The sequence below is a fragment of the Streptomyces sp. NPDC002619 genome, assembly GCF_042889305.1.
Taxonomy (GTDB): Bacteria; Actinomycetota; Actinomycetes; order Streptomycetales; family Streptomycetaceae; genus Streptomyces.
The window spans coordinates 21,892-41,541 of the sequence record NZ_JBIAQV010000055.1 but is presented as its reverse complement, the minus strand read 5'-3'; the positions used below and the strand labels follow the sequence as shown (position 1 = coordinate 41,541).

The window sequence follows — 19,650 nt, the reverse complement described above, 5'->3', positions numbered from 1 at the left end:
GCCCGCTGTGCTCTGCACGTGGACCTGCTTGGACTTGGCCACGCATTCGTTCCAGATCCAGCGGCAGCGATCCCACTCGGCTTCGAGCCGGCGCCTGGCCGTGTTCGACAGGCGCACACGGAAGGTGTACCGGGCATGCCCGGTGTCCTTCGTGGTCGCTTCTGTCGTCATGCATCCGAACCTACCCGGGAGGACTGACAGGTGAGAGTTCTTGATCATTGTGGGCGACAGCACCGCCGTGCGGGGTGGACACCGGATCGCCCAGACGGCGATCCGACTATCCCTGCCCTGCTCCACAGGAGTCCGATTCCTCCCCGGCCCGAAGGCCGGGGCACCCTCGGAGGAACCCGGTGAAACGGGCACGGAGCTTGCAGGCCGAGTTTTGGTTGGCGAAGAAGCCCGGGCGCCACAACGCTCGCTCGCGGGGCGCAGCTTGTTCCCACGTGACCGGGACGATCCACTCACGGCGATCTTGACCGTCCACCTCTGCGCCGGCTGCGGTGGGTCGGTAGGTCCCTTTCAGGGGCAGGTCAGCCATCGGTCGGCTGTGACCGTCAATGGTGAGAACGGCGTCCTCGAACGGTTGCGGCTCGCCGGAGACGGTGCCGACGCCCACGTATCCCACCTTGGGGATGTGGGTGAACACCCGCGCTCCGATCGGCAAGGACCGGAGCGTGCGGGAGAACCACTCCCCGCCGCCGGCCGATACGAATCCGTAGCGAAGCGCGTCGTCTCGCAGCCGGTGCGGCCGGCACCGTGCCCGTCGTGAACCTCGTCGACGAGGTCTCCTCGACATCAGGGCCGTTCCCGCTCATCTCCCTTCTCTGAGGGCTTAGTTCACGGCTTATTTTTTGATGAGTATTGACGGCCCGTCGGGCGGCGCTTAGCGTCCGATCCGCATCGCGCCCCACCTCCGCGACCGAGGAGACACGCGTGACCAACTCTCTCGCCGGGCTCGTAAGAGCCATCCGTCACCGCAGACGCACAGCCGCCTTCACGACCGCCCTTCTGCTGCCGACCGCCGCCGGTATCGCGCTGGTCTCCGCCCCCGCTGCCGGCGCCGCGCCCATCCCCACCGCTCCCACGACCGTCGTCAATGCCAACAGCGGCAAGTGCGTGGACGCGCGTGCCGCGGCCACCGCCAACGGCACCGCCGTGCAGCAGTACACCTGCAACGGCACCGGCGCCCAGTCCTGGCAGTTCACCGCGACCGACAGTGGCTACTACCGCATCGGCGTGGCCTCCGCGCCGAATCAGGTCTGGGACGAGACCGACGTCTCCACCGCCGACGGTGCGCTGACCCAGCTGTGGCTCTACGGCGGCGGTGCCAACCAGCAGTGGCTGCCGGTCGCCGAGGCCTCCGGCACCTACCACTTCGTCAACCGCAACAGCGGCAAGTGTCTCGATGTGCCGTCGGCGTCCACCGCCGACAGCGTCCAGTTGCAGCAGTACACCTGCAACGGCACGGGCGCCCAGTCGTTCACGATCTCCGGCGGCATCACCCCGCCGGCCAACACCCCGGACTTCGGCCCCAACGTGACGGTGTTCGACCCGTCGATGCCAATGTCCACCATCCAGTCGAAGATCAACTCGGTCTACAGCACCCAGCAGACCAACGAGTTCGGCACCCAGCGCAACGCCCTGCTGTTCACTCCCGGCACGTACAACGTCGACATCCCCGTCGGCTACTACACCCAGGTCTCCGGGCTGGGCCTGTCACCGGACCAGGTGTCGATCACCGGCGGCGGCGTGCACGTCGAGGGTCACACCAGCGACGGCAACGCCACCCAGAACTTCTGGCGCGACGTCGAGAACATGTCCGTGAGCCCCAGCTCGGGCAGCACCATGTGGGCCGTATCGCAGGCCGACCCGTTCCGGCGGATGGATGTGCACGGCAGCATGAAGCTGTGGGACGACACCCACGGCACCATCACCAACTGGTCCAGCGGCGGCTACATCGGCAACTCCCGGGTCTCCGGCCAGATCAACTCCGGGACCCAGCAGCAGTTCCTCACCCAGAACACCGCCATGGACGGCGGCTGGACCGGGCGCAACTGGAACATGGTGTTCGTCGGCGACACCGGCGCCCCGGCGACCAGCTTCCCCAACCCGCAGTACACCACCGTCGCCCAGAGCCCGGTGATGCGCGAGAAGCCGTTCATCTACGTCGACGGCTCAGGAAACTGGCAGGTGTTCGTCCCGTCGGTGCGCACCAATGTGCAGGGGCCGGACTGGATCAACGGCACTGCTCCGGGCACCTCGCTGCCGATCAGCCAGTTCTACATCGTCAAGCCCGGTGACACCGCCACGACGATCAACAACGCGCTCGCCGCGGGCCAGAACCTGATCGTCACCCCGGGCGTCTACCACCTGTCCGCCCCGCTGAACATCACCCGCCCCGACACGGTGGTCCTGGGACTGGGCCTGGCCACCCTCGTGCCGGACAACGGCGTCACCGCGATCACCACTGCCGATGTCGACGGCATCGACATCGCCGGGCTGCTGATCAGTGCGAACACCACCAACTCGAACGTGCTGATGCAGGTCGGCCCGGCCGGTTCGAGCGCCGGGCACAGCGCCAACCCGATCGTGCTGCACGACGTGTTCTTCCGCATCGGCGGCGACGTCGCCGGCAAGGCCACCCAGTCACTGGTCATCAACAGCAACGACGTCATCGGCGACGACCTGTGGCTGTGGCGGGCGGACCACACCAACGGCGTCGGCTGGACGACCAACCCGGCCGTCAACGGACTGATCGTCAACGGCAACAACGTCACCATGTACGGCCTGGCGGTCGAGCACTACCAGAAGTACCAGACCACCTGGAACGGCAACGGCGGCCGCACCTACTTCTACCAGAGCGAGACCCCCTACGACGTGCCCGACCAGTCCAGTTGGACCACCAGTGGAGGCGACCTCGGCTACGCCTCGTACAAGGTCGCCAACTCGGTGACCTCCCACGAGGCATGGGGTGTGGGCGTCTACGCCTATCTCCGCGACAACCCCTCCGTGGTGCTCGGCCATGCCATCGAGGTGCCCACCACGTCCACGGTGAAGTTCCACAGCATGGTCACCACGGTCCTGGGCGGCGCCGGCACCATCAACCACATCATCGACGGCACCGGCAACCAGGTCACCCCCAGCAGCAACGTGGCCTACCTGGTCAGCTACCCGTGAGTCCGGCACGGACCTGACGGCACGCAGGACAGAGGGCCCGGCTGGCCCGGGGACCCACCCCGTCGGCCGGCCCCTCACTGCTGTGCCGCAGCGCAACCGCCCAGGATGAGGTCGAGGAGGCGTTCGGCCTGCTCGCGTTGTCCGGGCTTTCCGGCGGCGAGGGCGACGCCGGTCAGGGCAGCGAACAGGTCGGGCGCGCCGATGTCCGACCGGATGGTGCCTTTGGCGGCCGCGGTGTCCAGGAGCGAGGTGAGGGCGGTCGTCATCAGCTCGCGGCTGACGCAGGGACTGACGCCGGAGTCGACGACGGCGCGCAGTGCCTCGGCCATCCCCGGTTGGACGGTGGCGTAGTCGAGGACCCTCCGACCGGCGACGTCCTGCCGGCCGCGTGGTCAGTGCGCGAGGATGCGCGCCAGTTGGGTGTCCAGGTCCAGGTGAGCGGCCTCGGTGCCCGGCGGTACGAGCGCATCGGTCCGCTGCAGGAACGACGCGACCTCGCGCGCCGGGGCGATCAGCAGGGCGTTGCCCGCCGGGGAGGCGAGGGCGATGCACAGTTCGTACTGGTCGCGGCCTCGCAGCGGCCATACGTGGACGTCGCCGGGGCCGGTCGGCCGGTGCAGCCCCTGCGCGAGCAGCTCGCGGGCGAAGACCCACTCCACCGGCTCATGATCATCGAGCAGGAAGAGGGCATGGACCGCGTAGGGGTCGGCGGACTCGTAGGACAGCTGCATGTGCAGGGACAGCATGGATTCCTCCGACACGGCAAGCCGCACCTGCAGCTCGTGGCTGACCACTCTGCTCAGGGCTCTCACGGCCGTTCGTCCCTTCAGTGCACCTGGTAGACGAATATCGCCACCTGGTCGGCGACCCACGGGTAGTAGCGGTGATCCGATTCGCTCTTCACCCAGCCCTCGTGACTGTGCTCGAGCCCGAACGCGGCCAACTGGTCGGCGATCCACAGGTCGTGGCGGTACACGACCGCGGCGGGGCGCGGGTGCGGGCTGTGCGTGGGGGTGGCCGCGGAGGCGGAGCCCCCGGCCGCCAGAACGGCTCCTCCAGCGATGACCGCCGAAGCGACTACTGTCGCGATGCGGCGCATGAGCTTGTTCATGGTCATTTCTCCTCTGGCGATCCCTGACCTGTTGACTGTCCGTCTGACGTACGGCTGGTTCAACGAGGACATTCCGGACGTTAATCCGCAACGGGGTAGTTGAACAATAAACAAGCCGCGTGAAGAACGTCACGGGATTGCGTGGGAATACGAGGGTTTGGACGGAGGTTCCGGACCGCCGCCCCGCGGTCAGCTCTCGGGGGGGCCTGGCCGAGCTGGCGCTGACGGCCGCGGGTGAGGTGCTCCGCCATGACTTCCGCAGCGCGGTCGGCCTTGCGGCGCAGTATCGCGCGTACGACACGCTCGTGTTCCGCGAGCGTCGGGTCGTCGGCGCTCCTGACGCTTTCGGGGCTCAGTTTCCGTCTCATTCGCCAGCGTCCGGTCTGGTTCGCATGAGTACGCTCACCGGCTGCGGGTGCACTCCGTCGGCCGGCACATGACGGACAGGACTGTTGGTCCCGCACATCGGGAGGGCCTGCGCACGGTATGCGATAGAGATCAGGCGCAGGGCCGATTCCTCTCGGCGTATGGCCTGGTCAGAGGCGTTGCACGGGGGGCTAGGGATGCCCTCCGGAGTCGTGTGCGCCAAACCCGCATGATGTTAGCCATGACTTCCGAAGCCAACAGCACCCCGCACGTGAGCGCCGAGGTTACGGTCGTGACCGATGGTGTCGCCCAGGTCTTCACCTGGGGAGGCGATGCGCACATCGCGGTCCGGAGCGTTGGTGCCGACGTCGTGATCGAGGCGAATGCCGCTGGACTCAGAACACTGGCCGGCCACCTGCTCAGGGCCGTTGGCATGGTGTGCGTGACGTCAACGAGCTTGTAGATGTGGTGTTTTCGGGCCTGTCCCCGCTGCTCATCGAGGGTGTGGCCGACGAGGGCGAGTTGATTCTCGTGCGGGCGCGGACACCGCAGGACCCAGTGCCGTGCCCGGGCTGCGGGGTGGCGTCCGGGCGTGTGCACGGCTATCACCTGCGGACGGTGGCTGATGTGTCGGTGGACGGGCGGCGAGTGGTGGTTCGTGTGCGGGTGCGGCGCCTGGTGTGTCCCACGCGCGGCTGCCGCCACACCTTCCGCGAACAAGTGCCCGGAGTGCTGGAGCGATACCAACGCCGCACCGCGCGACTGACCAGGCAAGTCAGGGCTGTGGTGAAGGAGTTAGCAGGCCGGGCGGGTGAGCGTCTGCTGACGGCACTGGCCATGCGCCTGTCGCGTCACACCGCCCCGGACCCCGGCGAACAGGCGGCCCATCGCGCCATGCCGCAGGCGGTCCATGTCATCGATGCTGTCGGCGCCCGCGGCCATGCCACCCACCAGCGACATCAGTTTCGCCGCTGGGAAGGCGCCGGTGCCGTCCTTCGATGCGGGCAGCCTGATGAGCTCGTCCGCCAGAGCTGGCAGACCACACCGCTCGGCCAGCCGCACCACCGGCTCCAGCCCGCCGTACGCGATCAAGTTCGGGTCATCGAACGCGGATGAGACAGCCGTCGCGCATGGGAAGATTGCATCTCGAAAGTGCCTTGCCGATCGTGCCTGATGTGGTCCTAGAGAAACCCCATCGTCGCAGGTCGCAAGGCACTTCTTCGTTTCCGGAAGAACGACCCACAGGCGTCAAGCCGGTGGATCCGGGCTGAGCCTCGCTGATGCTGCACGTATGTACTTGTCGAGGGCTTGCTTCGCCAGGTCACCGGCTGTCGCTCGCTCACCCTCGCTTGCAGAATCCTTGATATCGCCGGCACGCTCGATCGCCTCATGTGCAAGTTCGGCGAGTTCCTGATCATCCGCCACAAGCCGCAGCCTCAGCTCAAAATTTCTCGCCGCGGCGTAGATCTTGTAGTACTCGTCCCTGGCGAGGATGAAGGCATCCGATGCGGGCGAGTCGCGTTCACGATGCCAGCGGTCGTACGCAGCGCGACGGAGATCCATCGCGGCCCCAGCGAATTCTGCGAAGACTTCCAGGCGCTCTCGTCGGCGAAGCTCCCGTTGTGCACGGTTCTCCGCGATCTCGACTCCTCGACGCTGGAACACGTACGTGGCCACTGAACCAAGCAGTGTCCCGACCACCGCAATGAGCGAACCCAACACCGCATCCATGCGGGCCAGTCGATCACGACCACCGTCGCCAAGTACCGAATGACTGACATCGGACTCAAATCGTTAGGGGGAGCCCAATAACTCCCCTCAGCAGCGAGGACGTGGCGCGACCACGAGCTTCGAGGGGATGGGATCGCGGCCCGCTGGGTCCGCGACTACGACCCGACGTACATGCAGGACCGCTCGGCTACCCGGCTGCCGCGTCTGAACTGGCCACCATCACCGGCGTCTCCGACGCGAAGGTGTGGACGCCGGTCGGCTACAAGCCGAAGACCGGCCCAGCCAACGCCCAGTCTCGCGCGTCGCCCGCCCGAGGCGTCTTCCAGCAACGGGCGGGCACCAGACGCTGCGCAAATCACTCCGGCTTCCACATGGTTACCGTGAATTCGATCACGTCGGGCGCATGCGAGGAATCGTTCCTAATCAATCGTACTACTTTGGCATTGACGATATTCCCCTTGTCGGTCATTACGCAGAATGCCGTACCCGCCTTCAGTGGCTGCTTATCATCGTATGCATCCGACAGCCATGCACCCGAAAAGCCGCCAAGATTGGCTTTCGTGGCGCAGTCCTGGCTGATGTCACGCAACAGGCCCTGGAACTGCAGCTTCGCTCGTGAAGTCGTCACCTACCGGACGGGGCGGACGCTAGGCAGGCCGGCAAGACTGCCGTTCGGACGACCTTTCGTTTTCAGGCCGTGCCCTGGCGAGGCCGGGCCTGATCCAGAGCGAGTAGGTGATCTCTGGTGGCCGTGCTTGTGCGCTGCTGTTGGCGTACGGGTTGGCATAGCCCTGTTCGATTTCGTCGAGATGTACGTGCACAGCGTTTTCGGTGGGATCGGGCTCCACGTTGTGTGATGCAGCGACATGCCACTTTTGGCGTAATAGAGGGTTACGGGCGGTTTAAGCCGTCACGCTGTGCCTGTTGATCCCGGTCCAGGGCAGGGAGACCGCTGGAACACAGGTCGCGTGAGTGGCTCGTCGAGAGGATCCGGCGGGCCCCTCCCCAATGTGGTTGGGATGGCGAATACATGGCTACTGAAGCGAGGCCGGTGCCGGCCGGAACAGGTGCAGGGGCATCACGACGCCGCGTCCTGACCACGGCTGCGCTGGGATCGGCATTCGCGGCACTGCCGGGACGGGCTGTCGGCGCCGAGCCGGGCGCCTCTCGCGAAGGGGCGCACGGCGGCACGGATCACGCCCGCGGCGGTGAGCGCGCAGGCGCTGACGGCAGAGCCGGCCGGGATGCCGGCGCGTTGGTGCGTCCGGCCGAGAGTACGGCGAAGGACTGGGTTCACGTCGCGGCGGAGCTGGGCCGCGAGGGAAGCATGCTGGGCAGACTGATCTACCGGACGGCTTTCCCCCGCACCGACCTGCGTGTCGTCTCCCACGGCGTCATTGTGTCGCCGCAACTCGCCGTCGGCTCGCACGTGTCCTTCATCCGCTATGCCGACAACACCATCATGACCATGGGAGAACTGGCCGTCACCGAGACGGAGCTGCACCGTGTGACCGGCGCACTGCAGTCACACGGCATCGAGCAGACGGCTATTCACAACCACCTGCTCGCTCACACTCCCCGTCTCGTGTGGATCCATACGCACGGGCACGGTCCGGATGCCCTGACCCTGGCCCGCGGCCTGCGCGCCGCGTTCGCCTGCACAGGCACGCCGCCCGCCAAGTCCTCGACGACTCCTCCACAGAAGCTGAAGCTGGACACAGCGGGCATCGACGCCGCCCTGGGCACCGCAGGCACCGTCTATGGCAGCGTCTACAAGTCCGTCTTCCGGCGCCGCGAGACGATCACCGACGGCAGCTACATCCTGCCGCCCGGTTCCGGGGCGACCACGGCCCTCAGCTTCCAGCCGGTGGGAGGAGGCCGTGCCGCGGTCAGCGGGGATTTCGCCGTGCTGGCCGGGGAGGCGCAGGACGTGCTGGACGCGCTCCAGCGCGGCGGAATCGGGATCGTCGAGTTGCACAACCATGGCCTGGTCGACACGCCCCGCATGTTCTTCATCCACGTCTGGGCCGTCGGCGACGCCGTGAAGATTGCGCGGGCCCTGCGCCGTGCGGTGGCCGCTACCAACGCCGCGCCCGCCGGTGGGGCAGAAGGGGGCGAGTAGCGGTTGGCCGAAAGCCCACGCACATCCACTACGAGGACTCCCGGCCGACACGCCGAGAGCACGCACCGGACGCCACCGGACCGGACGCCACCGACACGAAAACAGCCCCTCCGGAAGATCCCGGAGGGGCTGTTTGCCCTGACGGGCGGCTGCGGCGGGGGCCAGCGTCGAACCGGCGACCTTCCGCTTTTCAGGCCGCGTCCTGGCGGGGTAGGGCCTGATCATAAGGGCCATGGATGATCTCGGTTGGCCGCCGTTGCGCGTTGCCGTTGGCGTACGGGTTGGCGTAGCTCTCGATTACTAGACCGTCAACAAGCCGCTGTACCGGGCCTACCTGCTCAAGGAGCAGCTGCGGAAGGTGTTCGCGCCGGGTGGCCCGGAGCGGACGCGGTTGCTGGACGCCTGGCTGGCCTGGGCCTGCCGCAGCAGACTCAAGCCGTTCGTCAAGCTCGCCCGCACCATCCGCGCCCACCGCACGGATATCGCCAACGCGCTGGCATACCGGCTGACCAACGCCCGTGTGGAATCGCTGAACACGAAGATCCGCCTTCTCATCCGGCGGTCCTACGGCTTCCGCAGCGTCGAGGCCCTCCGGGCCATGATCCTGCTCTGCCTTGCCGGTTACGCCCGCCCACTCCCCGGACGCAGCTGACCGATCACCTCACCCACAGAAACGAGCGAAGAGCCGGAAAGAAGCCCCACCCTCTCGCCCCCACGCGATGCGGGAGATCGTGAACGCGATCCTCTACCAGGGCCGGACCTTGGTTGGGAGTCACCGACCGAGCGCCTGCAGGACCGGCTCGCCCAAAGACCCCAGCCACTGGGCGAGCGCGACAAGAGCTCCCGCGACCGGCCCCGCCGCGGCCGTCAGGGCGCCGGCCGAGGCCAGGATGCGGGTGATGCGGGCGAGCCGATCGGCGGCGTGGGGGCGGTCCGGAGTGGGGCTGGTGACAGCGGCGTTCAGGCCTGCGACCTCATCACGCACCTCGGCTGCGACATCGGGCGGCAGGGCGGTGCGGTCGAGTGCCTCGCGAAGGCGGACGACCAGTTCACCGGGATCCTGAGGCGCGCCGTGGAAGGTGCCGTGCTGACCGCCGTAAATGGTCTGGTCACCCGCAATGTTGTTGATATTGCCCTGCTGACTGCCGATGTTGAAGGTCATGGCCAGCCTCTGTCAGGAGTAGAAGGTCATGCGCTCGTAGGCACGACGGCGGGCGGCGGCAATTACATGCAGCACCAGCCCGACGATCATCAGGATGCCGCCGACGGCCCCGGCCACCCAGCCGAACAGGAAGACCGGAACCCCACCGATCTGGTCACCCCACACCGTTCCGAGGTCATCGAATGAAGGAACGGAGGAGGGATCAGTCGAATCAACCGATTGCTGGAGGCCTCTGCCGACCATGCCCATGAAGCGCAGGACGCCCCAGGCGAAGAGCGCAAAGCCGCCGACAGTGAGCACGAAACCCACGAGAATGAGCCGCCGCCCCCTGCTACGGGTGGCCGCCACTTCCTTCAGGAAGCTTTGCTGCGCCTCCTGGATGTACTGGTCCCGCCCCACGTTGTTGATGCTTCCGGCCTGCTGGGACCTGACGTTGAAGGCAGGTGCCTGCGCCGTCTGCGTGACGGATTGCGCCAGATCGTCGAAGCGGGCGCGGACATCGCCGAAGCAGATGGTGTCCCCCGAACGCAGCAGCTGAGGCCCCCGCACCGGGCTGCCATTGACATACGTCCCGTTGGTGGAGGACAGATCCTCAATGAGGACTTGCACGCCGGACCTGCTCAGCTCGGCATGACGGCCACTCACATGCGGATGCTCCAGGCGCAGATCGCAGCCAGGCGCGCGTCCGACAACCTGGCGGCCGCCTGTCAATACAAATGCGGTGTTCCGAAACTGAGCCGGATCCGTGATCACTAGCCGCGGCCCGGCCACGCTGCCACCTGACCCCATGGCGTCCCCCGTCAAGCACGAGTCTATGGATGGATTTTAGGAGCCGCGTGAGCTATCGGGAAGAAGGCGCATAAAATAGATGTCTGTTCCGGATCAGACATTCGCCGTATTGGCCACGGGCAGGAAGAGTGACGTCGGGCACGCATCTCTCTTCGGGCGGCGAGTTCGGCGTGCAGCTTGTAGATCGTCGCAGGCATCAGTGTCAGTGGCCCTGAGGTCGCCCACGTACTCACCAGGCGAGAGGCCCTTGGGGTTTCGTGAAGTTTGACGCGCCGCGGCCGGCCCACCCTGGAGGTGGGCCGGCCGGTTGGATTCGTTACCGTGCGACCTGGTTGAGCAGGTTGCGGGCCTTGGCCGTGTCGCCGGTCAGGCGGGCCTGTTCGGCGTCGGCGATGAGCGCGGCCCAGTCGGCCGGTGCCCGGCCTGCGGCGACCGCGGACTGCGCCCGGTCCAGGGCCTGGGCGAGGTCGGAGGAATCCGAGTCGTCGCCGGTGCGCAGGCCCCAGCCGAAGGGGTACGCCGGGTGGTAGTCGGCGTCGCCCACGTTGATCGGTTCCTGGGCCGCGCTGGCCGGCCAGGTCACGGGCAGCCGCCCGCTGAAGCCCTGACGACCGAACAGCACGTCGGCCACGCCCGCCCCCTCGCTGCCGGGCAGCCACGACGCGACCAGCGCGTCGATCCGACCGTTGGGGTCGGCGACGATCTGCGGGCGGCCGGAGACGACCAGCACCACGCAGGTCTCGACCTCGGCGCAGACCTTGTCGACCACCTTCTGGTCATCGGCGTTCAGGTTGAGCGACTTCTCCTCGTGCTGCGGGACGGTGCACCAGCCGCACTCCGGGCCGCCCACATCGCCGTAACCCTCGGAGTACGGCGTCTCACCGACCACCGCGATGCCGACCTTGGCGTCGCCGACCGGCGCGGAGGCGTCCGCGCTGAAGGTGACGTCCGCGTTCGGGGCGACCTCGCGGATGCCCTTCAGGATGGTGGTGCCCGGGATGTTGTCGCCGGACTCGCCCTGCCAGGTGATGGTCCAGCCACCAGCCTGGTTGCCGATGTTGTCGGCGTTGCGCCCGGCCACGTACACCTTGGACTTGGAGCTGAGCGGAAGCGCGTTCCCCGCGTTCTTCAGCAGTACCTGCGACTTGGCGACCGCCTCGCGGGCGACGGCGCGGTGCTCCGCGCTGCCCACCTGGTCGACGTCGTCGAGCGTGGCGTAGGGGTGCTCGAAGAGCCCGAGCTCGAACTTCTTGGTCAGGATGCGGCTCACGGCGTCATCGATTCGCGACTGTGCGACGCGACCCGCCTTGACCTCGGCGAGCAGCAGATCCTCGAACTGCTGCGCGCTGTAGGGCTCCATGAGCATGTCGTTGCCGGCGTTGACGCCGGTCCGCACCTTGTAAGGGGTGAGCCCGCCGTTGCCGGGGGCGGCCGGGTCGGGGATCTGGTGGATGCCCTCCCAGTCGGAGATGACGAAACCGTCGAAGCCGAGGTCGCCCTTGAGGGTGCCGGTCAGCAGCTCCTTGTTGGCATGCATCTTCACCGGGTTGCCGAGGCCGTCGTCGGTGAAGTCGACGCTGGAGTAGGAAGGCATGACGCTGCCCACGTCGTGCGCGTTGACCGCGGGGCCGAACGGGGCGAGGGCCAGGCGCGTGAAGTCGGCGCGGCTCATCTCGGTGACGCCCTGGTCGATAGTGTACTTCTTCTCCCACCACGGCTTGCCCACGTTCGCCTGGGCGATCGCGGTGTTGTACGTGGTGCCGCCGTCGCCGGCGAAGTGCTTGGCCGTGGCCAGGACGCGGTCGGACTTGAAGGTCCGGTCCTTGCCGTTCCCGGCAGGCCCCTGATAGCCGTCGATGACCGTGGACATCTGCGAGACCAGTGCCGGGTCCTCGCCGAAGCTCTCGTAGCTGCGCCCCCAGCGCTCGTCGCGGGACACACACAGACAGGGCGAGAAGCTCCACGGGATACCGGTCGCGCGCACCTCGGCGGCGGTGGCCCGGCCGACCTGCTTCACCAGGCCTGGTGAGCGGGTGGCGCCGAGGCCGACGTTGTGCGGGAAGACGGTCGCGCCGCGGACGTTGCCGTGGCCGTGGACGGCGTCGATGCCGTAGATCAGCGGGATCTTCAGCCTGGTCTGCAGGGCCTGCGCTTGGAAGGTGTTGACCATCTCGACCCAGGCGGCGGGGGTGTTCTGGGCCGGGGTCGACCCGCCGCCGGAGAGAACGGACCCGAGCATCTGCGTCTTGATCTTGGAGGGATCGTCGGCGACCGCGCCGCGCTCGGCCTGGGTCATCTGGCCGATCTTCTCTTCGAGAGTCATCCGGCCAAGCAGATCGGCCACCCGCTGGGCGACCGGTGCGTCGGCGTCGAGATAGGCCGGCGCCTCGGCTGCGGAGGGTGGGGCGGCCAGGGCGGGCGCACCCTGTCCGAGCAGCGCCGCGGCGGCACTGAGCGCCACGGCGAGGTTCCTGCGTCTGGTACGTGCATCAGTCACGATGCCCATGGATTGGCTCCTGATTGAAGGACGTGGCGCCGGTCCCGTCGTGCTGGGCCTGGCGACCTGACGAGCGGCATGCGGAACTCATGCCGAGACGCACCGCGTGACCTGGTGGGGTCAGGGCCAACGGCAGGGAGGTGGACGGACTTTGCCTGAGCCTTTGTGCAAGTCGTGAAGCTATGAGGCGGCAAGACGATCGTCAAGACTTCGGGAGCCGAAGCCGGAACCACTTCTGTCCGGTTCCGTCCGGCATGACATGGCCACCCGATGGGTACTGAGGTTGAACTCGCGATAGCGGCTGGTCGTGACGGCTTGTGATCCCTGCGGTATGCCGTGTGCATGAGATACGCGCAGGGAGGCGGGCTCACGTCCAAGGGGCAACAGGCCCGGGAACGGGTGCGGTTGGAGGCCGGTGCGCGGTTCGGGCGGGGTGAGAAGACCGCTGAGATCGCTGCCGAGTTACGGGTGGGCAAGCGGCAGGTCGAGAAGTGGCGTCAGGCCTGGCGCGAGGGAGGCCTGGACGCCCTGCGGTCCAAGGGGCCGATGTCGGTGGAGCGGCTCTCCCCCCGGCAGTGGGAGCGTTTGGAGCGGGAGCTGGCACGGGGACCGCTGGCGCACGGCTGGGACGAGGGCCAGGGCTGGACGCTGGTGCGGATCAAGACGCTGATCGGGCGGATGTTCCACGTCGGCTACACCGTGCAGGGCGTGTGGAAACTGCTCCGGCGGCACGGATGGTCCGCGCAGGTGCCCGCTCACCGGGCGATCGAACGGGACGACGAGGCGGTCGAGGTGTGGAAGGACGAGGCGTGGCCGCGGGTAAAAGCACCGCGGCGGACCTGGGCGCCTGCGTCTGCTTCGAGGACGAAGCGGGCCAGGGACTGAGGCCGCCGAAGGGACGTACCTGGGCACCGCGCGGCCAGACCCCGGTGATGCGGGTACGCGGCAGCAATCGGGGCCGGGTCTCCGTGGCCGGCGTCGTGTGCTTCAAGCCCGGTGCGCGGTCGCACTTGTTCTACCGGCTGCATGTGTGGCGCGGGCGCAAGGGCGAGCGGAAGAGCTTTGCCTGGCGGGACTACCGCGACCTGATCGTGCTCGCGCACCACCAGCTCGGCACGCCGATCGTGTGGGTGTGGGACAACCTGAATGTCCATCTGACCGGCGAGCTTGCGGACTTCATCGCGGAGAACAAGGAGTGGCTCAGCGTGTTCCAGCTGCCCCCTACGCTCCCGACCTCAACTCGACCGAGGGGGTGTGGTCGCTGCTCAAACGGTCGCTGGAGAACCTCGCCGCCGCCAACCTCGATCACCTCGTTCGCGTCATGAAGCGCAAGCTGAAGAAGATCCAGTACCGCCCGCACCTGCTCGACGGCTGCCTCGCCGAGACCGGTCTGATCATCGAGCCACCTTGACCAACCCACCCGCTATCGCGAGTTCAACCTCAGTACCCTCGGTGGTGTGCTCGCCGTCGTTGCCCCAGCCCTATCGGCTCAGGCTGACCAGCCTGCACCAGTCGCAAAGACCGCGGCATCCAGCACCACGTCGACTGCGAGCAGGGCCGCTGGTGCCGTTTCCCCCATGGCGAGCTGGCACTTCTACCGGAGCTACTGGGCTTACGGCGAGTGCCTGGAAGCGGGGAACGCGACCGGAAAGGATTACGCATGCCTGCACGGCTACGGCACTGACGGAAAGCTCAAATACCACCTCTATGTGTGGTATTAGCCACGTCTAACCTCGATTCGTCAGCGGGTTTCGGTCGCTGATCGGTGCAGCTGTTCGCCCGTAATGTCCTCTGCCGCTGGAGGACGGGCCGTCGCGTGACGCCGCGGGGTGCGCCGGGTTCCACGGGCCCGGGGTCTGCGAGTTCTCCTCCTTCCTGGTCCTCGTCGGGGCGTGAGCCGGCGGTCAAGTGGCGGCCAGTAGCTGCGTGAGCCTCGTCCAGCTGGTGGTGAACGCCGATGCCCAAGGCCAGGTCCGTTCGATGCGCAGGTAGCGGCGGCGGGCGGGGAGGTGGTAGAGGCGGAAGCGCATGGTGTCCGGCTCGGCGCCTGTCAGGTCCTCGCTGTCGTGCAAGGTCAGCAGACGGAGCCAGGTGTCGAGATCGGCCGCGAGGTTCGCGGCGAGCATCCAGCCTGTGTTGATCTGCCAGGACTGTGAGGGCAGGTTGTGCAGGCCCATGGCCTTGCCGGTGCGGATGCGGTCTTCGATCTCGGCGTGGTCGCGGTGCAGGGCGTCGAGGAACTGGATCTGGTGGGAACCGGCGATGCCCCACATCGTCGACCACCAGGTCCAGCGTGGAAACCCGGCCGATGCGCCGCAACTGGTTCCCTCGGTGGAGCGCGCCGTGTCACTGACGGGCCGCCCGCCCAACACGTCGTCGCGGACCGAGGTTTCGGCACGGCGGCCAACGATCTCGCCCTGGCCGAACTCGGTGTCCAGCGGGTCGGCCTGCAACGTGCTGGAAAGCCTGGAAAGGCACGGCGCGAGTACGAGCAAACTCGCCCATTTCGGCGGATGCGCAACTGGAGAGTCGGCGTCGAGGCCCGTATCAGTCACCTCAAGCGCAGCTTCGGATTCCGTCGCACCCGCCTGCGCCGCCTGGCCGGCGCCCAGACCTGGGCCGGGCTGGGAATCTTCGCCTACAACCTCCAGCGGATGGCCGTCCTCAGCCAGTGAGGGAGATGCTCCGCCAGCCAGCGGCACAGCGCCGTCCTACAGCGCCAGCCCCGTCACCAGCCCAAACACTTTTTCAGGGGCAAGTAGCTAGTGGTGCGCGGCCGAGTCGAAGCCCTCGGGGGCGCGGTCGAGGAAGGTGGTGACGGAGGTGATGCGGCCCTTCCCGTCCAGCACGAGCACGTCGGTGCCGGTGGCGAAGGACCTGCCCTCGCCGTGCCCGTCCGGCTCGCCGGTGACGATCTCCCACTGGAGCCGGGCGCGGTCGTGGTGGAAGCGGGGCCGGGCCCGGAGTTGGAGGGACGCGGTGCCCATGTGGTCGAGGAACTGGTCGCGGAAGTCCATCAACGCCTGGGCGCCGGTGAGTACTCCGATCTCGGCGTGGTACTCGACGCGGTCGGCGAAGGTCTCGGCGGCGAGGCTGCGCTGCTCGGCCTCGGTGCTGGCGTTCCAGAACCGCACGTAACGGTCCAGGACGGCCTCCGTGCCGGACGCGTCGGTGCGCGGCTCGGCGTGTCCTGAGGTCTCGTCGGGTGCGGTGGTCTCGGTCATGGTGGTGTCCCTTCAACTGGCCGAGCAGGGTGGTGAGTCGAGTACGAACGGCGTGCCGGCCCTTCGACTGTGCGGCGGCCGGTCGTGGAGTGTCGATGACCTCGGAGGTCATTGCCGTCGCCGCGGCGCGGCGGGCACCCTGGGCGCATGACGACGACCACCGAGCCGGTCGGGGCGCTCATACGGCGCTGGCGCGGGCGGCGGCGCCGTTCGCAGCTCGACGTGTCGCTCGCCGCTGAGATGTCCACCCGGCACCTGAGCTGCATCGAGACGGGACGGGCAAATCCGAGCCGGGACATGATCCGGCGGCTCTGCGACGAGCTCGATGTGCCGCTGCGGGAACGCAACGCCTTTTACCTGGCGGCGGGCTTCGCCCCGGTCCATCCGGAGCGGGCGTTCGCCGACCTGGGCGCGGCGCGGGCGGCGGTGGAGGCCGTGCTGACCGGCCACGAGCCGAATCCCGCGCTCGCTGTGAACGTGCGCTGGGACCTGCTGGCGGCGAACCGGGCCATGGGGGTGTTTCTCGGCGACGCGGATGTGTCGTTGGGCAGCGCGCCGTTCAACGTGCTCCGGGCGACCCTGCACCCCGACGGCATGGCCAACCGGATCCGGAACCTGGCGCAGTGGCGTGCACACGTCCTGCGCCGGGTCCGCCGGCAGCTGGACCGGACTTCGGCGGACGGCCTGGCCGAACTGCTGGCGGAGCTGGAGAGCTATCCCGTCCCGGACGCCGACACGGCGAAGCCCTTCGAGCCGGGTGGCCTTTCCGAGGCGGCGAGCCCCGCGGACGTCCGTGAGCGGGCGGGCCGGGCGGGCGGGGGCGTACGCGCGGACGATCTGGTCGTGCCGCTGAGGCTGTCCACCGAACACGGTGAGCTGGCCCTGCTCTACACCACGACGGTATTCGGGTCACCGCGCGATGTGACCCTCGACGAGATCGCCGTCGAGACCTTCTTCCCGGCCGATCCGGGCACGGCGGCAATTCTCCGCGCGGCGCTCCCCCCGCCCACGCCGGACGGGCCGCCCACGCCGGACGGGCCGCCCGCGCCGTGACGGGCTACGCCGTGTTCTCGAAGTCGGTGGTCTGCCTGGTTGTTCCTGCGGGGAAGTGACGGACAGCTATTCAGAGGGCGTTAAGTCCGTTTCTGGTAGATGCCTCGTCCGGGTTGGATAAGGAAGCCTTGACGGGTGAGGCGCCCGAGGCGACTGCGGGTGACGTTCATGCACGGGTCGTCGGTGGGCAGGCCGAGGAGATCGTGCAGTTCACGGCCCCTGAATGCCTGGTCAGGGTGCTGGTTGAAGGCGTTCAGGATGGTCTGGTAGGCAGTGGTCGACTCGGGCGGATCGGCCTCGTCTCCGCCTCCGGTCGGCGCGAGTTCGACGATGACCTTTCGGGTGGTGGCCAGGTCCGCGAGGCGCGCTTCGGTCTCGGCGAGCGCGGCGGTCAAGTCCTCGGCCGACTTCCAAAACACGGCCTAGTACATAGCGTCCGCCGTGCCATCGGTCCGCGGGCCAGCATGGTCGACGAGGAGATCAAGGTCGATCACGTCGAGCCGTTGGACACGCGGATCCCCTACTCCATGCGGATCCGACAGATCGCCGCCAGCGCCACCCCGTGGGACAGCGACTGGTCCGTGTTCGCCGAGATGTTCGCTCCGGCCTGGTCCGAACTGCGCGAGCGCCTGAGCCTGCCGCGCCGCGGCGAGGGCTGAGCGGTCGGCCTTCGTCTGCCTTGGCGGTGAGCAGGGCGGCCACTTCGGCGTCGCTCGTGAAGGACGGCCCCGTCCACCAGCTCGGGACCGGCGCCGGCGCGGGCTCGAGGCGGATGTCGGTTCCGAACGTCCGGGCCGCGTCAAAGAGGGTCTTCAAAGTTGAGCCGTGCGGAGGTGTCCGCGGGCTCGGCGAGTGGTGACACAGCGTGTCCGTAGACGCTGACTGTCAGCGTTGCGGAACCCGAACGCGTTGCGGGCGACGAGCTTGATCACGCGGTTGATCCCTTCGCTCTAGGCGTTGCTGTGACCGGTGTCGATGAACGCGCCGATCTCGGGCCACCAGCGGTCGACGGTGGTGGCGAGCTGGCGGACTTCGGGGATGCCGGAATCTGCGCACCAGGTGAGGAACTTCCAGCGGGCGTGGCCGACTTGGTGGCGGTCGACTCCGGTGCGGGCCAGGGCGAGGAGGGTGCGCAGGTTCTCCTTGGCGATCCAGGCCGTCAGCAGCGTCTGCCCGATCTCCCCCTCGCCCAGGAGCGTGTTCCACATCGTGGCGAACTGGTCGTCGGTGAGGTCCTCGCGGTTGCGCAGAAGCCGCCGTCTGGCCTTCCACTCCGGATCGCTCGCCCGTCCGCGTCGGCCGCGGGTCTCGGCGGTGGTGCGGCGCCTGACCATGGACAGCGTCTTGTTGGCGAGCTGGACCACGTGGAAGTGGTCGACCACGACAGTGGCGTGCGGCAGGCCGATACGGATCGCGGCGCGGTAGGTGGCCGACATGTCGATGGCGACGTAGCCGATGCCCCTTCTCCAGTCCAGGTCGGTGGTGGCGAGCCAGGCCAGGACGTCGGCGACGGTGCGGCCCTCGACCTGTCCGAGCAGCCCGCCGTGGCCGAGGGCGTCGACGAAGCCGGTGTGCCACCGGTCCCGGGTCAGGCGCCACTTGCCGGTATCCGCATCCTGTTCCCAGCGGGGCCGTCCGCGCCGGGTCTCGTCGATGCCCAGGACTGCGACCTGCGGCAGAGGTGCCTCGGTGACGTCGCGGGCCTGCGTGCGGAAGGCTTCCATTGGCTGACCGGACTCACCCTCGCCGCAGCCATCCTCTTCCGCCGCACCGCCACCGCTCTCAAGTAACCCCCGCCACAGCCGGACACACGCCCCCGTGGGTGAGCAGACGAAGCAGACGGCGGTACGCCCCGCCCAAGCACCGTCAGTGAGAGCGAACCTGAATGCAACCGCCGACCACCGGCCGAGCCTGACCACGCAGTCCCCGCCCGAAAGGCCCGCCCCCATGACATTCACCCCACTGCACCGGGGCCGCACCGCCGTTGCCCTGGGGGGAGCCATCACCCTGCTCGCCCTGGTCAGCTGCTCGAACGGCGGCAACGGCAATGGCCCCACCACCACCAGCGCCCCACCCGCCGCGACCAGTGCCAGCCCCGCTGCTGCGCGCATCGTGATCGAGAACTTCGCCTTCACCCCGGCGAACCTTCGCGTACGCCCCGGAACGAAGATCACCGTCGTCAACCGCGACTCCGCCACGCACACCGTCACCGCCGGGGACAAGACGTTCGACACCGGCAGCATCGCAGGCGACGCAACCGCCACCTTCACCGCACCGTCCGCACCCGGCAGCTACTCCTACATCTGCACCATCCACCCGAACATGAAGGGCACCCTCACCGTGGGCTGATACCCAAGCGGCGAGCCCGCGCGCCGAGCCCAGGCCATGCCGTTCACCGGGGTGCGGGACCAGGGACGT

20 protein-coding genes and 5 pseudogenes are annotated in these 19,650 nt (G+C 67.9%); 12 read left to right on the top strand and 13 right to left on the bottom strand.

Annotation, left to right across the window (positions count from 1 at the left end; genetic code table 11):
• The first annotated feature begins 933 nt into the window (after positions 1-933).
• Positions 934-3,177 (top strand): RICIN domain-containing protein, encoded by a 2,244-nt coding sequence (locus tag ACFYXB_RS40080; protein WP_389589967.1) that lies wholly within the window; start codon positions 934-936, stop codon positions 3,175-3,177.
• A gap of 74 nt (positions 3,178-3,251) precedes the next feature.
• Here ACFYXB_RS40080 and ACFYXB_RS40075 read toward each other — a convergent pair.
• The 4 genes and pseudogenes from ACFYXB_RS40075 to ACFYXB_RS40060 all read right to left on the bottom strand — a co-directional run.
• Positions 3,252-3,530, bottom strand: a pseudogene (locus ACFYXB_RS40075) (TetR/AcrR family transcriptional regulator); the annotation flags it as partial.
• A gap of 39 nt (positions 3,531-3,569) precedes the next feature.
• A complete protein-coding gene (locus ACFYXB_RS40070; protein ID WP_389589970.1) occupies positions 3,570-3,923 on the bottom strand; it encodes an SsgA family sporulation/cell division regulator in 354 nt (117 codons plus the stop codon).
• Between the two features lie 80 nt (positions 3,924-4,003).
• Positions 4,004-4,288, bottom strand: coding sequence for a hypothetical protein (locus tag ACFYXB_RS40065; RefSeq protein WP_389589966.1), 285 nt, complete (start codon positions 4,286-4,288; stop codon positions 4,004-4,006).
• A gap of 80 nt (positions 4,289-4,368) precedes the next feature.
• Positions 4,369-4,656: an FCD domain-containing protein gene (locus ACFYXB_RS40060; protein ID WP_389589964.1), complete on the bottom strand. Its 288-nt coding sequence runs from the start codon at positions 4,654-4,656 to the stop codon at positions 4,369-4,371.
• A gap of 239 nt (positions 4,657-4,895) precedes the next feature.
• On the opposite strand from ACFYXB_RS40060, the gene ACFYXB_RS40055 reads away from it, so the two are divergent.
• Entirely contained in the window at positions 4,896-5,117 is a 222-nt protein-coding gene (locus ACFYXB_RS40055; protein ID WP_389589962.1) for a hypothetical protein, read from the top strand.
• A pseudogene (locus tag ACFYXB_RS40050) lies at positions 5,093-5,518 on the top strand (transposase family protein); the annotation flags it as partial. The gene ACFYXB_RS40055 and the pseudogene ACFYXB_RS40050, both read left to right, overlap by 25 nt.
• 384 nt (positions 5,519-5,902) lie before the next feature.
• Here ACFYXB_RS40050 and ACFYXB_RS40045 read toward each other — a convergent pair.
• Together ACFYXB_RS40045 and ACFYXB_RS40040 are read right to left on the bottom strand one after the other, a co-directional pair.
• Entirely contained in the window at positions 5,903-6,385 is a 483-nt protein-coding gene (locus ACFYXB_RS40045; RefSeq protein WP_389589960.1) for a hypothetical protein, read from the bottom strand.
• Positions 6,386-6,740: 355 nt separating this feature from the next.
• On the bottom strand, positions 6,741-7,013 hold the full coding sequence (locus ACFYXB_RS40040; protein WP_389589958.1) for a hypothetical protein: 273 nt from the start codon (positions 7,011-7,013) through the stop codon (positions 6,741-6,743).
• 699 nt (positions 7,014-7,712) lie between these two features.
• On the opposite strand from ACFYXB_RS40040, the gene ACFYXB_RS40035 reads away from it, so the two are divergent.
• On the top strand, positions 7,713-8,507 hold the full coding sequence (locus ACFYXB_RS40035) for a DUF1259 domain-containing protein (protein WP_389589956.1): 795 nt from the start codon (positions 7,713-7,715) through the stop codon (positions 8,505-8,507).
• Positions 8,508-8,826: 319 nt separating this feature from the next.
• Positions 8,827-9,159, top strand: a complete 333-nt coding sequence (locus ACFYXB_RS40030; protein WP_389589968.1) for a transposase — start codon at positions 8,827-8,829, stop codon at positions 9,157-9,159.
• Positions 9,160-9,279: 120 nt separating this feature from the next.
• Here ACFYXB_RS40030 and ACFYXB_RS40025 read toward each other — a convergent pair whose 3' ends face one another.
• The 3 genes from ACFYXB_RS40025 to ACFYXB_RS40015 all read right to left on the bottom strand — a co-directional run bounded on the left by ACFYXB_RS40025 (position 9,280) and on the right by ACFYXB_RS40015 (position 12,964).
• On the bottom strand, positions 9,280-9,669 hold the full coding sequence (locus ACFYXB_RS40025) for a hypothetical protein (protein ID WP_389589955.1): 390 nt from the start codon (positions 9,667-9,669) through the stop codon (positions 9,280-9,282).
• A 12-nt stretch (positions 9,670-9,681) separates the two neighbouring features.
• A complete protein-coding gene (locus ACFYXB_RS40020; RefSeq protein WP_389589954.1) occupies positions 9,682-10,440 on the bottom strand; it encodes an FHA domain-containing protein in 759 nt (252 codons plus the stop codon).
• Between the two features lie 334 nt (positions 10,441-10,774).
• Entirely contained in the window at positions 10,775-12,964 is a 2,190-nt protein-coding gene (locus ACFYXB_RS40015; RefSeq protein WP_389589953.1) for a glycoside hydrolase family 3 protein, read from the bottom strand.
• A gap of 333 nt (positions 12,965-13,297) precedes the next feature.
• Here ACFYXB_RS40015 and ACFYXB_RS40010 point away from each other — a divergent pair, with 333 nt between their 5' ends.
• From ACFYXB_RS40010 to ACFYXB_RS40000, 3 genes and pseudogenes are all read left to right on the top strand, one after another.
• Positions 13,298-13,840, top strand: a complete 543-nt coding sequence (locus ACFYXB_RS40010) for a winged helix-turn-helix domain-containing protein (RefSeq protein WP_389589952.1) — start codon at positions 13,298-13,300, stop codon at positions 13,838-13,840.
• A pseudogene (locus tag ACFYXB_RS40005) lies at positions 13,750-14,127 on the top strand (IS630 family transposase); the annotation flags it as partial. The gene ACFYXB_RS40010 and the pseudogene ACFYXB_RS40005, both read left to right, overlap by 91 nt.
• A gap of 23 nt (positions 14,128-14,150) precedes the next feature.
• Positions 14,151-14,366, top strand: coding sequence for a hypothetical protein (locus tag ACFYXB_RS40000; RefSeq protein WP_389589972.1), 216 nt, complete (start codon positions 14,151-14,153; stop codon positions 14,364-14,366).
• Between the two features lie 493 nt (positions 14,367-14,859).
• Here the strand turns inward: ACFYXB_RS40000 and ACFYXB_RS39995 are convergent, their stop codons facing one another.
• Positions 14,860-15,228, bottom strand: coding sequence for a transposase (locus tag ACFYXB_RS39995; protein WP_389589950.1), 369 nt, complete (start codon positions 15,226-15,228; stop codon positions 14,860-14,862).
• Here ACFYXB_RS39995 and ACFYXB_RS39990 point away from each other — a divergent pair.
• A pseudogene (locus ACFYXB_RS39990) lies at positions 15,227-15,630 on the top strand (transposase); the annotation flags it as partial. The gene ACFYXB_RS39995 and the pseudogene ACFYXB_RS39990 overlap by 2 nt on opposite strands.
• Positions 15,631-15,717: 87 nt before the next feature.
• On the opposite strand, the gene ACFYXB_RS39985 reads toward ACFYXB_RS39990, so the two are convergent.
• Positions 15,718-16,179: an isomerase gene (locus ACFYXB_RS39985; protein WP_389589948.1), complete on the bottom strand. Its 462-nt coding sequence runs from the start codon at positions 16,177-16,179 to the stop codon at positions 15,718-15,720.
• Positions 16,180-16,326: 147 nt separating this feature from the next.
• On the opposite strand from ACFYXB_RS39985, the gene ACFYXB_RS39980 reads away from it, so the two are divergent.
• Positions 16,327-17,232 carry a helix-turn-helix domain-containing protein gene (locus ACFYXB_RS39980; RefSeq protein WP_389589947.1) on the top strand — a complete coding sequence of 302 codons (906 nt, stop codon included), beginning with the start codon at positions 16,327-16,329 and terminating at the stop codon, positions 17,230-17,232.
• A gap of 80 nt (positions 17,233-17,312) precedes the next feature.
• Here the strand turns inward: ACFYXB_RS39980 and ACFYXB_RS39975 are convergent, their stop codons facing one another.
• Positions 17,313-17,627: a hypothetical protein gene (locus ACFYXB_RS39975; RefSeq protein ID WP_389589946.1), complete on the bottom strand. Its 315-nt coding sequence runs from the start codon at positions 17,625-17,627 to the stop codon at positions 17,313-17,315.
• Positions 17,628-17,696: 69 nt separating this feature from the next.
• Between ACFYXB_RS39975 and ACFYXB_RS39970 the strand changes: the two genes are divergently transcribed.
• Positions 17,697-17,891: a hypothetical protein gene (locus ACFYXB_RS39970; RefSeq protein ID WP_389589945.1), complete on the top strand. Its 195-nt coding sequence runs from the start codon at positions 17,697-17,699 to the stop codon at positions 17,889-17,891.
• A gap of 153 nt (positions 17,892-18,044) precedes the next feature.
• On the opposite strand, the pseudogene ACFYXB_RS39965 reads toward ACFYXB_RS39970, so the two are convergent.
• Positions 18,045-18,956: pseudogene (locus tag ACFYXB_RS39965) on the bottom strand (ISL3 family transposase).
• A 223-nt stretch (positions 18,957-19,179) separates the two neighbouring features.
• Here ACFYXB_RS39965 and ACFYXB_RS39960 point away from each other — a divergent pair.
• On the top strand, positions 19,180-19,581 hold the full coding sequence (locus tag ACFYXB_RS39960) for a cupredoxin family copper-binding protein (RefSeq protein WP_389589944.1): 402 nt from the start codon (positions 19,180-19,182) through the stop codon (positions 19,579-19,581).
• Positions 19,582-19,650: the final 69 nt, after the last annotated feature.

Bases quoted from the DNA above. Each gene is read 5' to 3' on its own strand.
- ACFYXB_RS40010 (WP_389589952.1), top strand. From the start codon at position 13,298: ATGAGATACGCGCAGGGAGGCGGGCTCACGTCCAAGGGGCAACAGGCC.
- ACFYXB_RS40060 (WP_389589964.1), bottom strand. From the start codon at position 4,656: ATGAGACGGAAACTGAGCCCCGAAAGCGTCAGGAGCGCCGACGACCCG.
- ACFYXB_RS40055 (WP_389589962.1), top strand. From the start codon at position 4,896: ATGACTTCCGAAGCCAACAGCACCCCGCACGTGAGCGCCGAGGTTACG.
- ACFYXB_RS39995 (WP_389589950.1), bottom strand. From the start codon at position 15,228: ATGTGGGGCATCGCCGGTTCCCACCAGATCCAGTTCCTCGACGCCCTG.
- ACFYXB_RS40065 (WP_389589966.1), bottom strand. From the start codon at position 4,288: ATGAACAAGCTCATGCGCCGCATCGCGACAGTAGTCGCTTCGGCGGTC.
- ACFYXB_RS39980 (WP_389589947.1), top strand. From the start codon at position 16,327: ATGACGACGACCACCGAGCCGGTCGGGGCGCTCATACGGCGCTGGCGC.
- ACFYXB_RS39970 (WP_389589945.1), top strand. From the start codon at position 17,697: ATGGTCGACGAGGAGATCAAGGTCGATCACGTCGAGCCGTTGGACACG.
- ACFYXB_RS40025 (WP_389589955.1), bottom strand. From the start codon at position 9,669: ATGACCTTCAACATCGGCAGTCAGCAGGGCAATATCAACAACATTGCG.
- ACFYXB_RS40070 (WP_389589970.1), bottom strand. From the start codon at position 3,923: ATGCTGTCCCTGCACATGCAGCTGTCCTACGAGTCCGCCGACCCCTAC.
- ACFYXB_RS40015 (WP_389589953.1), bottom strand. From the start codon at position 12,964: ATGGGCATCGTGACTGATGCACGTACCAGACGCAGGAACCTCGCCGTG.
- ACFYXB_RS39960 (WP_389589944.1), top strand. From the start codon at position 19,180: ATGACATTCACCCCACTGCACCGGGGCCGCACCGCCGTTGCCCTGGGG.
- ACFYXB_RS40035 (WP_389589956.1), top strand. From the start codon at position 7,713: ATGCTGGGCAGACTGATCTACCGGACGGCTTTCCCCCGCACCGACCTG.
- ACFYXB_RS40045 (WP_389589960.1), bottom strand. From the start codon at position 6,385: ATGGATGCGGTGTTGGGTTCGCTCATTGCGGTGGTCGGGACACTGCTT.
- ACFYXB_RS39985 (WP_389589948.1), bottom strand. From the start codon at position 16,179: ATGACCGAGACCACCGCACCCGACGAGACCTCAGGACACGCCGAGCCG.